This is a genomic window from Noviherbaspirillum suwonense (assembly GCF_900182955.1).
GTDB lineage: Bacteria > Pseudomonadota > Gammaproteobacteria > Burkholderiales > Burkholderiaceae_D > Noviherbaspirillum_A > Noviherbaspirillum_A suwonense.
In genome coordinates, this window is sequence record NZ_FXUL01000005.1 from 183,238 (window position 1) to 194,985 (window position 11,748).

Consider the following 11,748-nt stretch of genomic DNA (forward strand, 5'->3'; position numbering starts at 1 on the left):
TTCCTTCAGGGTTGGATCAGGGAAGTGGTCGCGGCGGCCGCGGGTTCGAAAAAGCTGGCGCCTGCAATGTAGCGGCGCGCATCCGACATGTCCGGCGGCGGTCCGGCCTCGTTGCTGCCCTCGAAGGTCAGTTCGAGCTGGATGCCGCTGGGGTCGTAGACGAACAGCTGCCACAGCGTGGTGCCGGGCACCAGGAACTCGCGCCAGGGCAGCCCGTGCGCGATGAAGCGCTCCCGATAGGCGGCGTAGCCGCTGCAGGACAGCGACAGGTGATCGATCGCCGCGCTGCCATGCGGTGCGCGGCCTTCCGGGCCGAGCGCCGGGCCGCCCGCATAGACATGGATGATGGCGCCGCCGTCCGGATGGCGGCAGGCCAGCCATGCGCCGGGATAGCCGAAGTCGGGCCGGTCCGCATCGACCAGGCCCAGCACGTCGATATAGAAACGGCGGGTGGCTTCCAGGTCGGCGGTCTTGATGGCGACATGGAACAGGCCGTGGATGACGGCGCTCATTGCCCGGCCTCCGCTGCGCTGGCGTGGCCGACATCGCGATACAGCCGGCTCAGCTTGGCGCGGAACGGCGGCTGCACTTTCTTCAGCGAGCCGGCGACCGGGTCGGCGCCGGCGAACAGCGTGTCGCTGGCCTCCAGCGAAACGTCCATCACGAAGCGGATGCGCTCGCTGCGCGCGGCGTCGAATGCCTGCAGCCATGCGCCAACATCGCGGCTGCCAGCCGCGAGCCGGCCGGCGATCAGCGCGGCGGCCACGCAGCCGTCCTCGATCGCCTGGGTCGCGCCCTGTCCCAGCGTCGGCACCATGCCGTGCGCGGCGTCGCCCAGGTACAGCAGCGGCGCGTCGCCGTCGCGGTAGCCGGCCTCGGTTTCCTGCAGCCGCGCCCAGTGGATCGCGCCGACGTTGGCGCAGAGCGTATCGACCAGCCATGCGCACTGGTCGCCGGCGGCGCCGTCGGCCGGAAGGTAATAGCGGCGCAGCGCGTCGGCAGACTTGTCGGCGTCGCCGATTTCATCGCCGGCCCTGAGCGGAAACGTGCCGGCCATGTAGATGTGGCCGGGCGGCACGCGAAAGGCCAGCAGCCGGTTCGGGCCGTTGAACCACTGCTCATAGTCGTCGATCAGGCCGCCCGAGGTATCCGGCACCAGCAGCCGGAAGATCGCGACGCCGACCTGGCGCATTGCCGGCGCGCCCGACAGCGCGCGGCGGGTGTCGGAGTAGCGGCCGTCGGCGCCGATCAGCAGGTCGATGCCGCGCAGCGTCACTGTCTCACCGCCGGCGGTGTAGCTGAGCATGCAGCGGCCGTCGGCCTCGCGGCCAATGTCCGAGACCGTCACGCCGTAGCGCACCGCGTCGCCGGCGCCCTCGCGCAGCACCCGGTACAGCTCGGACCAGCGGATGCGCACGCCGTCGTTGTCGGCCACGTCGGACAGCGGCAGCGTGAACAGTTCGGTGCCGTCGGTCAGCGAGGTGCGCCAGCTTTTCCATGGCAGGCTGGCCGAGGCCACCGCGCCGGCCAGCGCCGGGTCGTGCGCGCGCAGCAGCTTGATCGCGTTGGGGCCGATGTTAAGCCCGGTGCCGGCCTCGCTATGGTCGTCGCGGGAGACGCGCTCGAGGCAGGTCACCTCGACGCCCGCGCATTGCGCCAGCGTGCGCGCCACGATGCAGCCGGCCACGCCGGCGCCGACGATCACGATGCGCAGCGGCTTGTTGTCAGTTGAAGATGGATGCATGGTCATGTGTTCTCTCTAGCGGATTGCATGCCAGTGCCGGATGCACCGGATTCGTGCATGGCGGTGCGTTCCCACAACGGGGCAAAGGGACGGGCGCGTTCGAACTGCCGGCCGAGCGCGCACAGCCAGCCGTCGGCGCCGTGGCGCCCCACCAGCTGTATGCCCAGAGGCATGCCGGTGGCGCCGAGGCCGGCCGGCAGGGCCAGCGCCGGCAGGCCGGCGGCATTGACGAAGGACGTGAAGATCGCATGCCCGCGCGGCCCGGCAGCCTGGCCGTCGATCAGCGCCGGATGCGTCTGCCGCGCCGGCCACGGCTGGCTTGCCGCGGAAGGCAGCAGCAGGCAGTCGAAGTCCTGCATCAGCAGCGCCAGCATGTCGCGCAGCCGGCGCACCGCGTCGAGCGCATCCATCATGTCGGCGCCGGTGCGGCCGCGGCCTTGCGCCAGCAGCTCGGCAAGCGCGCCGGACAGCTCGCCTTCCCTGCCTTCGAAACGGGTCGCCATCAGCCATGCAAGGCCGCTCTGGCTCAGCACCGGCCAGGCCTTGTCGTTGATCGCGGCGATCGCCTGCACCAGCATGGCGCGCTGCGCCGGGGCCAGCGCCACGCGACGGTGGCCCAGCTCTTCCAGCGCGATCCATGCGTCCTGCGCAGCTTCGGCGCTGTCGGCGTCGACCGGCGCGCTGCCCAGCGCATCGAGCAGCGCAATGCGCGCCGGGGCGATATGCGGCGGGACCGTGAAAGGCATCTGCCCGAAGCCGGCCGCGCGGCTGTCCAGCGCCGACCAGGGTGCGATCTCGTGCATGGCCAGCACCAGGTCGTCGACATTGCGCGCTATCGGGCCGGCCACCTCGAAGTCATGCAGGAAGACAGGAAAGCCGTCGCTGCGCGGCACGCGGCCGGTCGAGGGTTTCAGGCCCACGCATCCTGCATGCGCGCAGGGCCTGCGGATGGAGCCGCCGCCATCGGTCGCCAGCGCGAGCGGCGCGATGCCGGCGGCGACCGCGGCCACCGCGCCGCCGCTGGAGCCGCCGGGCGTCAGCGCCGTGTTCCAAGGGTTGCGGGTGACGCCGAACAGCGCATTGTCCGTCGAGCCATGCAGCGCCAGTTCGGGCACGTTGGTCTTGCCGACCAGGACGGCGCCAGCCTGCCGCAGCCGCGCCACCGGCAGCTCGTCGCGCTCGGGGACATGGTCGGCATACAGCCGGCTGCCGCAGGTGGCGCGCAGGCCGGCGGTCGCGATGTTGTCCTTCACGGTAAACGGCACGCCGTCCAGCGCCGACAGCGCGCGGCCCTCCGCCCAGCGCCGCGTGCTCGCATCGGCTGCCGCCTCTGCGGCGTCGCGGTCATGCGTGACGACCGCATTGATGCGCGGATTCTGGCTGTCCATCCGGGCCAGCACCGACTGCAGCGCCTCCGACGGCGACAGCGTGCGCGAGCGGTAGGCCTGCACCAGCGCGCGCGCCGACAGCATCCAGGGCTCGGCCTGCTTCATGGCTGCGGCCTGCCGGCAATGACGGCGATCAGGCCGCCGCCGTCCGGGCCCTGGTGTTCGGCGCCGCCGGAGACGAAGATGCGGCCGTCGCCGATCACGCCGGCCACCAGCCCGCCTACCGCGCCGCGCACATGGCGCTGGGCGTTGATGTCGGTGTCGTCGAGCATGGTGTGGCGCGATGCGCGCACCCGGCCCTGGCGCTGCGGCTCGCACTTGACGAAGACGCCGGCTATGCGGGCCAGCGCCGTTTCATCGAGCTGCGGCGCGGCGTCCAGCCCAAGGTCGGCCAGCGCGCCGACCACCGCGCCGATGTCGAGCGCATCCTTCATCGCGCGGTGGGCGATGCGGTAGGGGCCGGTCCAGTGCGGGCTGTTGCCCAGCACGATGACTTCATTGCAGCTGATCTCCACGCCGGACGAGACGCTGGCGCGCTCGGAGTACAGCGCCATGTCGGCCAGCATGGCCGCGTCGGTCACCGCGCCCTCCTCCACTTCGCCCAGCGCAAGCGCAACGCCCAGCGCGCCGGCGGCACGGGCATAAGCCATCGCGCGGTTCGGGTCGCCGCTGACAGGCTCGACGCCCTGCGCACGGGCAGCCTCGGCCCGCGCCACCGTGATGCAGGGCGTCTTGATCTGCACGAAATGCACGTCGTCGACATGGGCGATGCCGGCGTCGCGCATCGCTGCCCGCACCGCATCGGCCACCTGGCGCGCATGGACCGCGCGGCCGATCTCGCCGGTCGCCGTCGGGCTGCTGAATGCAATGCCGATGGCGAGCGCGCCGCCGTCCTCCGCGTCGTTGTCATCGTCCTCGCAGCGGCAGAACACCACGTAATGCGGACTGAGCACGCCCTCGGTGCCGCCGGACAGGATGCACGGGATGCGCGCGGCCAGCTCGGCCGGGCTGGCGTCGAGGTGCGTGGACAGCAGGTGCATCAGCGACTGCGTGAAGTAGCCGCGGGTGAAGTCGTTGACGCCGCCGTTGCCCTCGGTCTTGCCGATGACGGCGACGATCCGGTCGGCGCGGATCGCGCCGTTTCTGATGCGCACGTCAAGTTCGGACAGGTCACCCGGATGCGCCATGGTGAGCAGGGTAGGAAGTGTTTTCATGACTGCATGGTGCGGCAGCCGGAGTGCGCTCGCATAGCACTTAAATCAGCCAGGGGTGAGCGCAAATTGTGTGCGGTCGGCGCTTGACGGATCGTCGTTCCAATGCGGCGGCCGGCACTGGCCGTCGGGCCAGGCGCGACAGCAGGCAACGCAGCCTGCCGGGCATTGCCAACGGCCTATGCCCCGAACAGCGCCCCCTTCAATGTCTCCGCAAACGTCAGCGCCGCAATCGGCAGGCTGCGCCCTGACCGCGCCACCAGCTGCAGCCGGCTGCCGGCCAGCCCGGCGTCGGTCAGCGGCAGGCTCACCAGCTCGCCCAGCGCGGTGTCGCGCCGGGTGCCGGCCTCGAACTGGAAGCACAGCGCGTCGCCGTGCCGGGCAAAGGCCTTGATGGTCTCGACCGAGCCGGACTCGGCCACCGTGCGCAGGCGGATACGCGAACGGGCGACGTGCGCGTCCAGCAGCCGCCGGCTGCCGAAGGACGCATCGCCCAGCGCCACCGGGTACGCTTCGCAGTCGGCCAGGCGCAGCGTCTTGCGCGAGGCCAGCGGATGGCCGGGCCGCATCATCACGTGCAAGGGCTGCGGCATGTCGGCCAGCACCTTGACCTGCTGGCCGGGCGGCGGGTCATGCGCGATGACGAGTTCGACCTCGTCTTCCAGCAGCGACGCCATCAGGCTCTGCGTGCCGCCCACCTGGATATGGAACTGCACGCCCGGATGCCGCGCCTGCCAGCCGGCGACGATGCGCGGCACGATGTCGGTGCCGACCGATTCGGCGCAGCCCAGCCTGACCACGCCGCGCATCAGGCCCTGCAGCTGTTCGATGGTGCTGGTCGCCGCCTCCAGCTCGGACAGGCTGCGGCGCACGAAGGACAGCATCACCTCGCCGGCGGCGGTGAGCCGCACGCCGCGCGGCAGGCGCTCGAACAGCGGCGTGCCCAGGTCTTCCTCGGCTTCCAGTATCTTGCGGTTCAGCGCGGTCGACGCGACATGGAGGACCTCGGCGGCCTTGCGGATGGAGCCGGCGCGCGCCACCGCGTCGAGATAGACATAGAGGCGCGGCGGATGCAGCATGGTCACTCCATCTCGCTCTCGTGCCAGCGCGACAGCGCCATCCGCGACAGCGTCACCATCAGCCCGAACAGCAGCACGCCGGTGACCGTGATCATCAGCAGCGCGGCGAAGAGGCGCGGTATGTTGAGCTCGAAGCCGGCCTGCAGGATCTGGTAGGCGAGACCTGTGCCGCTGCCGCCGGTGCCGGCGACGAACTCGGCCACCACCGCGCCGATCAGCGCCAGGCCGGACGAGATGCGCAGGCCGCCGAAGAAGCTGGGCAGCGCGCTCGGGATGCGCAGCCGCACCAGCGTCTGCCAGCGTGTCGCGCGGTTGAGCTTGAACAGGTTGAGCAGGCCGGGGTTCACGCTGCGCAGGCCCAGCACCGTGTTGGAGATGATGGGGAACAGCGCCATCATGGTCGCGCAGATGGTCAGCGCCGGCAGCGGCGACTTGACCCAGATGATGATCAGCGGCGCAATGGCGACGATGGGCGTGACCTGCAGCAGGATCGCATACGGAAAGAGGCTGGCTTCGAGCATGCGGTTCTGCACGAACAGGAAAGCCACCGCCACGCCCAGCACCACGGCCAGCGCGAAGGCCAGGAAGGTGATGCGCAGCGTCACCAGCAGCGCGCCGAACAGCAGCGACCAGTCGGCGACCAGGGTGCGGAAGATCGCGGACGGCGTCGGCACCAGGTAGACCGGCACGTCGAGGCCGGTGCACAGGCCCTGCCACAGGAGCAGCAGCAGCGCGCCGACGATCAGCGGGGCGACGATGCGCTGCGCATGCGGGTTGGCCAGCAGCGGCCGGCGGGTGGCGGTAGTCATGTCGTCTCCATGTTCAGCACTGGTTGGCGGCGACCAGCAGCTCGGAGAGCTGCTGGCAATAGCCGATGAATTGCGGCGACACGCGGAACGCCTCGTCGCGCTCCGTCGGTCCGTCTATGGGCACCTCGGCGATCACGCGTCCCGGGCGCGCTGCCATCACCACCACCTTGGTAGACAGGTAGACCGCCTCGTAGATGCTGTGCGTGACGAAGACCACGGTGATGTCGCGCTCGGCCCACAGCCGCCGCAGGTCGGCGTCGAGCTTGTTGCGGGTGAATTCGTCGAGCGCGCCGAAGGGCTCGTCCATCAGCAGCAGGTTGGGCCGGGTCGCCAGCGCCCGCGCAATCGATGCGCGCATCTGCATGCCGCCCGACAGCTCGCGCGGATACGACTTGCCGAACTTGTCCAGCCCCACCAGCGCCAGCGCCTCGCCGACGCGCACGTCGCTGTCGGCGCGCGGCACGCCGGACAGGTCCAGCGGCAGCCGCACGTTGTCTTCCACCCGCGCCCAGGGCATCAGCGTCGCGTCCTGGAACACCATGGCCAGCGTGCGTCCCGGCGTGTTGACGGTGGCGATGCTGCCGCCCCACCAGCGGATCTGCCCTGCCGACGGCGACTCCAGTCCCGCATACATTTTCAGCAGCGTGCTCTTGCCGCAGCCCGACGGTCCCAGCAGCGAAATGAATTCGCCGCGCCGTATCTTCAGACGCACCCGGTCCAGCGCATGCGTGCCGTTCGGATAAGTCTTCTCGACCTGGTTGGCCAGCAGCAGCACGTCCTCGTCGATGCCGGCGGCCGCAGGTGGCGTCACGGTGGATAGGTCTTCGCGTTTCATCATGTTCCCCTGAAAGACGCCTTGGTCAGGCCTGCCGCATCGGTATGACCTGGGTGGACGCGCGGAACACTTCCTGCTCGCCCTCGCGCTGCAGCAGCTCCAGCAGCATCCTGCGCATCAGCAGGCCAGGCTTGTCCGACTCCATGTGGAATTCCTGGCGGCGCCGCGTGTCCATGCAGGCGTCGGCGTCCGTGGCTTCCAGGATGTCGCGGTCCTCGTCCGTGATCGGCCGGTCCCAGGCGATCAGTTCCTCGGTCGAGCAGTCTTCCTCGCTGTCGTTGCGATACAGCCATTGCGCCAGCATCATCGTGTCGTCGTCGATCGGCGTGGCGCAGTTGTAGATGATGTGATGCGTGCCGGACGCCGGGTACACGCAGCCGAAGCGGCGCGAGAACGGCATGTACCAGCGGTTCACCAGGTGCCGCTCGGTGACAGGCTCGGTGGTGCCGGTGATGCGGTGGCTCTGTTCGGGATTGCGGATCGGCACATGGGTCTCGGCCTCGAAGCCCCATTCATTCGGACGGAACTCGTACTTGGCCGGCAGCGGATTGTCTATCATCCCGAAATTGGCCTTGTGCACGAAGCTGAAATGGGAATTGTCGAACGAGTTCTCCATCATGCGGAAGGAACTGGTGTTCCACTTCTGGTAGAACTGGTGGATGCGGCGATAGGCCGGGTCGCCTTCTTCCGGAAAGTCCGGTATCGGCTGCAGCGGCTCTTCCAGCGCGACCCATGCGTAGCCGTATTTCTCTTCGCAGCGGTAGGACGGCACGCAGGCGCCGGCCGGTATGTTGCCGCCCGGGTTCTGCGGGATGCGCACGCAGGCGCCGGCGGTGTTGTAGGTCCAGCCGTGATAGCCGCAAACGATGTTGCCGTTCTCGACGAAGCCCTTGGACAGCTTCGCGGTGCGGTGGCAGCAGCGGTCCTTCAGCGCGGCCGGCTTTCCCTCGCCGTCGAGGAACAGCACGATGTCCTCGCCCATCAGCCGGAACGGCCTGGGTCCGTCCGCCAGGTGCGACACCGGCATGGTCGCGTACCAGAACTTGCGCAGGGTTTTTTGCTTGGTGGTCAACATCTTTTTACTCCATGGTGCTGGCTTCGATCGATGAAGCCCCCGGCCGGCGCGCCGTCGGTGGTCGCCTTCGCCGGGTGATCTGCATTGCAGGCGCCGTTACGGCATCACTTTCATGTCCTTGACGAACTGCGTGGTATAGGCCTTCTTCCAGTCGACATCGGCCTTCAGCAGCCCGGCCTCGACCATGAAGTCATAGGTCTTCTTCCAGCGTGCGTCGCTCATGGTGCCGATGCCCATCTTCGCGGCGTCGCCGCCGCCGACGAAGTTGTATTCCTTCATTTTCTCCAGCGCATAGGCCAGCTGGTCGTCCTTCATGTTCGGGTTTTCCTGCTTGATGATCGCGTTGCCGGCGGACGGGTCCGCCATATAGCTCTTCCAGCCTTCCATGCTGGCTTTCACGAACCGTGCCACCACGTCCGGCTTGTCCTGCACCATCTTGTTGACGGTGACGATGGTGGTGCCGTACGGCGGATAGCCGTCATTGGCGAACAGGAAGAACTTCGACTTGACGCCGGCCTTCATTGCCTGGAACGGCTCGGACGACGGGTAGGCCTGCTGCGCCAGGTTGGCGTCGGCCATGAAGGGCTGCAGGTTGAAGGTGTAGGGGCGCGACTGCGCATCGGTCAGGCTGTAGCGGCTCTTGAGCCAGGGCCACCAGGTGGTGCGGCCGGAGGTGGACACCAGCACGGTCTTGCCATTCTTCAGGTCGGCCAGGCCGTTGATGTCCTCGTGGGTCAGCATGCCCTGCAGGTCGGTCTGGAAGGAAGCCGCCACGGTCGTGACAGGCAGGCTCTGCTCCAGGCTTTTGAGCACCTGCAGGTCGTAGCCCATCAGGAAGTCGGCCTGGCCGCTGGTGAGCAGCTGCATGCCGTTGACCTGCGGGCCGCCCATCTTGATGGTCACGTCCAGGCCGGCCTTCTGGTAGATGCCCTTGGCGAGCGCCTGGTAGAAGCCGCCATGCTCTGCCTGGGCGTACCAGGATGTCAGGAAGGTCACCTTGTCCGCGGCCATGCCGGCGGCGGAGAAGGACATCATCAAACCGCAGGCGGCCAGGCGCAGCCGGCGCAATAAGGGCGTGGTAGTCATGGGGATGCTTTCTTTTTGAGGGACGGAAAGGGACGGGATGAAACGGGAAGTTGCGGGACGCGGCCGGAAGGCCGGCCTGGAGAATGCTGCGTGCAGGATGCGAATGGCGTTCATTGCTCGTCTCTCTTGAATTCAGGATGGCCCGATATCAAGCGTCCGCTACCCGTAACGGACGCGCGGATCTCTCCGCAAGAGCAATGCCCCGCATTCCAGGGCTGGAACGCTGGCCGCTTCTACCCTGCCCCAGCAGTTGCAAGGCTTGTGCCAGGCGCCTTCAACGGGGAAGGACGCGGGGCGGCCGGGGCGCCGCACAGCGGCGGCACAGTAATGGCGCATCGCCGGCGCGGCATGCACCGCCAGCGATCATGCTGCCTTATTTTTGCGCAGCCGGGCCGGCCAGCGTGGTGTCCGGCAGGCGCCAGGCCATGAACAGCGACAGCAGCGAGATCGCCGCGGCGATCTTGAACAGGTGGCTGAAGGACTGCGCCGCCGCGGCCACCAGGCGCACCCGGTCCTCGCCGCCGATCTGCGCCAGCGCGCCGCCGACCAGGTCCTTCATCAGTTCGCCGCCGGACAGCGCGCCCGCCACCTGCGGCGCGGCCGACTGCAGCGACGACAGCAGCATCGCGGTCAGCACCGCCACGCTGATGGCCGCGCCCAGCGAGCGGGAGAACGCGGCGGTGGCGGTCGCCACGCCGACGTCGCGCCGCGGCACCGCGCTCTGCACCGCCACCAGCGCGGTCGGGAACTGCAGGCCGATGCCGGTGCCGATGATGACCATCATCGCGGCGCTGAACCATGCATGCTGCGGGTCTATCAGGGCCAGCCCGGCGATGCCGACCGGCACCACCGACGCGCCCATCAGCTGCAGCGGCCTGAAGCGCCCGACGCGCGCCATGGTGCGGCCGCCGATGAAGGCGCCCAGCGGGATCGACAGGGTCAGCGGCACTAGCTGCAGCGCCGCGCCGCTGGCGCCGCTGCCGGTCAGCATCTGCAGCCGCAGCGGGATCAGCACCGACAGCGACACCACCTGCGCAAACGCGATGAACAGGATGCCGCAGCAGAGGACGACCGTCGGTATCCGGAACAGGTAGAGCGGCAGGATGGGCTCGGGCGCGCGCGACTGCTGCCACAGGAACATGGCCAGCACCAGCAGCGAGGCGCCGAACAGCGACAGGTTGGTGGCGTCGGCCACCGCGTGGCCCTGGCCGATGCGCGTGATGCCGACCAGCAGCGCGGTAAGGCCGATCGACAGCAGCACGGCGCCGGTGTAGTCGATGCGACGCTCGACCTTCGGCGGGGCCAGCCTGGCCAGCGCGCGGCGCGACACCAGGAAGGCCAGCACGCCCAGCGGGATATTGATCCAGAACACCCAGCGCCAGGACAGGTAATTGGTCAGCACGCCGCCCAGCAGCGGGCCGGCCACGCTGGCGACCGCATAGGTGCCGCTGACGTAGCCCTGGTAGCGGCCGCGTTCGCGCGGCGACACCACGTCGGCGATGATGCCCTGCGATATAGAGATCAGTCCGCCGCCGCCTATGCCCTGCAGCACCCGCGCCACGACCAGCATCGTCATCGATGTCGACAGCGCGCACAGCACCGATGCCGCGAGGAAGATGCCGATCGACGCCGACAGCACGCGCGGCCGGCCATAGACGTCGCCCAGCTTGCCGTAGATCGGCGTCGCCACCGCCACCGCGACCAGGTAGCCCGACACCACCCAGGCCAGCCAGTCGAAGCCGCCCAGTTCCGCCGACAGCACCGGCAGCGCGACGGAAATGATGGTCTGGTCCAGCGCTCCCATCAGGATGGCGAGCAGCACGCCGAAGATGATGGAACGGACCTGGACATGGGTGAAGACGGGGCGTTCTGCGACGGCGGGCTGGGACAAGTCGGTCATGGTGAGGCGGATTCACTGGCAGGGTGGGAAGTATCGCAGATTGACGAATGGCTTGCCGGAGGCGGCCGGGCCTGGCAGGTGCAGCGCCGAAACCTGCTGCGAAGGCGGAACCTCCTGCGCTATTTGACAACAAGGCGGTTTCATGCATTGCCTGGCCTTTTTCTTGCATAGACGGAGGCGAGACAACGCACCGACCCGCATAGGAACAACAATGGAAAAAATCTTCAAGGAACCCGGACTGACCACCGAAGGCATCGTGTTTTCGGTGGAAGTCGATTCAGTGGAACGCGAATTCCTGATACTCAAGAGCGCGCTGACTTACCTGTGCAAGCTGCAGGGTTTCACGATGGACTTCATGAACACCTACCGGGCATGCGAAGCCCGCATCCACAGCGTTGCGCGGCGCCTTGCCGCAGGCGCCCCCAGGGGCGCACCGCTGGTCCTCAATACCGCCTGCTTCACCTGAGATGCACCGCGGCGAAGCGGCCGCGCACCGGCTTGAACCCGGCGCGCCATGGCTGTGCGGCGGCCGCCGCGGCTGCGAAGAACGACCGGCGGGCAGGCATAACATTATTGCATTCAGGAAACGCCTGGCATGGGCATTGCTTGTGAAACGGTTCA

At 68.4% G+C, this 11,748-nt stretch carries 11 protein-coding genes; 1 reads left to right on the plus strand and 10 read right to left on the minus strand.

All coding sequences use genetic code 11. The features are described from left to right. Window positions 1-5: 5 nt before the first annotated feature. The 10 genes from QOL82_RS09580 to QOL82_RS09625 all read right to left on the minus strand — a co-directional run bounded on the left by QOL82_RS09580 (window position 6) and on the right by QOL82_RS09625 (window position 11,127). The gene (locus tag QOL82_RS09580) at window positions 6-512 is read right to left on the minus strand and encodes a VOC family protein (protein ID WP_283442024.1); all 507 of its coding nucleotides are present in this window, start codon (window positions 510-512) and stop codon (window positions 6-8) included. Beyond that, window positions 509-1,744 (minus strand): NAD(P)/FAD-dependent oxidoreductase, encoded by a 1,236-nt coding sequence (locus QOL82_RS09585; RefSeq protein ID WP_283442025.1) that lies wholly within the window; start codon window positions 1,742-1,744, stop codon window positions 509-511. Before QOL82_RS09585 ends, QOL82_RS09580 begins: the two co-directional genes overlap by 4 nt. Before the next feature lie 2 nt (window positions 1,745-1,746). Then, window positions 1,747-3,237: an amidase gene (locus QOL82_RS09590; RefSeq protein WP_283442026.1), complete on the minus strand. Its 1,491-nt coding sequence runs from the start codon at window positions 3,235-3,237 to the stop codon at window positions 1,747-1,749. Next, the gene (atzD, locus tag QOL82_RS09595) at window positions 3,234-4,346 is read right to left on the minus strand and encodes a cyanuric acid amidohydrolase (protein ID WP_283442027.1); all 1,113 of its coding nucleotides are present in this window, start codon (window positions 4,344-4,346) and stop codon (window positions 3,234-3,236) included. The genes QOL82_RS09590 and atzD overlap by 4 nt, the downstream gene beginning before the upstream one ends. A gap of 176 nt (window positions 4,347-4,522) precedes the next feature. Next, window positions 4,523-5,422 carry a LysR family transcriptional regulator gene (locus QOL82_RS09600; protein WP_283442028.1) on the minus strand — a complete coding sequence of 300 codons (900 nt, stop codon included), beginning with the start codon at window positions 5,420-5,422 and terminating at the stop codon, window positions 4,523-4,525. Between the two features lie 2 nt (window positions 5,423-5,424). After that, window positions 5,425-6,231 (minus strand): ABC transporter permease, encoded by an 807-nt coding sequence (locus tag QOL82_RS09605; RefSeq protein ID WP_283442029.1) that lies wholly within the window; start codon window positions 6,229-6,231, stop codon window positions 5,425-5,427. A gap of 13 nt (window positions 6,232-6,244) precedes the next feature. After that, window positions 6,245-7,066, minus strand: a complete 822-nt coding sequence (locus QOL82_RS09610) for an ABC transporter ATP-binding protein (RefSeq protein ID WP_283442030.1) — start codon at window positions 7,064-7,066, stop codon at window positions 6,245-6,247. Window positions 7,067-7,091: 25 nt separating this feature from the next. Then, the gene (locus QOL82_RS09615; protein ID WP_283442031.1) at window positions 7,092-8,141 is read right to left on the minus strand and encodes an aromatic ring-hydroxylating dioxygenase subunit alpha; all 1,050 of its coding nucleotides are present in this window, start codon (window positions 8,139-8,141) and stop codon (window positions 7,092-7,094) included. A gap of 96 nt (window positions 8,142-8,237) precedes the next feature. Further along, entirely contained in the window at window positions 8,238-9,176 is a 939-nt protein-coding gene (locus QOL82_RS09620) for an ABC transporter substrate-binding protein (RefSeq protein WP_283442113.1), read from the minus strand. 424 nt (window positions 9,177-9,600) lie between these two features. Next, complete coding sequence (locus tag QOL82_RS09625) at window positions 9,601-11,127, minus strand: MDR family MFS transporter (RefSeq protein ID WP_283442032.1); 1,527 nt, start codon at window positions 11,125-11,127, stop codon at window positions 9,601-9,603. 211 nt (window positions 11,128-11,338) lie between these two features. Here QOL82_RS09625 and QOL82_RS09630 point away from each other — a divergent pair, with 211 nt between their 5' ends. Further along, window positions 11,339-11,593 (plus strand): hypothetical protein, encoded by a 255-nt coding sequence (locus tag QOL82_RS09630; RefSeq protein ID WP_283442033.1) that lies wholly within the window; start codon window positions 11,339-11,341, stop codon window positions 11,591-11,593. Window positions 11,594-11,748: the final 155 nt, after the last annotated feature.

Coding starts and splice junctions, on each gene's coding strand:
- QOL82_RS09580 (WP_283442024.1), bottom strand. CDS start 512: ATGAGCGCCGTCATCCACGGCCTGTTCCATGTCGCCATCAAGACCGCC.
- QOL82_RS09585 (WP_283442025.1), bottom strand. CDS start 1,744: ATGCATCCATCTTCAACTGACAACAAGCCGCTGCGCATCGTGATCGTC.
- QOL82_RS09590 (WP_283442026.1), bottom strand. CDS start 3,237: ATGAAGCAGGCCGAGCCCTGGATGCTGTCGGCGCGCGCGCTGGTGCAG.
- atzD (WP_283442027.1), bottom strand. CDS start 4,346: ATGAAAACACTTCCTACCCTGCTCACCATGGCGCATCCGGGTGACCTG.
- QOL82_RS09600 (WP_283442028.1), bottom strand. CDS start 5,422: ATGCTGCATCCGCCGCGCCTCTATGTCTATCTCGACGCGGTGGCGCGC.
- QOL82_RS09605 (WP_283442029.1), bottom strand. CDS start 6,231: ATGACTACCGCCACCCGCCGGCCGCTGCTGGCCAACCCGCATGCGCAG.
- QOL82_RS09610 (WP_283442030.1), bottom strand. CDS start 7,066: ATGAAACGCGAAGACCTATCCACCGTGACGCCACCTGCGGCCGCCGGC.
- QOL82_RS09615 (WP_283442031.1), bottom strand. CDS start 8,141: ATGTTGACCACCAAGCAAAAAACCCTGCGCAAGTTCTGGTACGCGACC.
- QOL82_RS09620 (WP_283442113.1), bottom strand. CDS start 9,176: ATGATGTCCTTCTCCGCCGCCGGCATGGCCGCGGACAAGGTGACCTTC.
- QOL82_RS09625 (WP_283442032.1), bottom strand. CDS start 11,127: ATGACCGACTTGTCCCAGCCCGCCGTCGCAGAACGCCCCGTCTTCACC.
- QOL82_RS09630 (WP_283442033.1), top strand. CDS start 11,339: ATGGAAAAAATCTTCAAGGAACCCGGACTGACCACCGAAGGCATCGTG.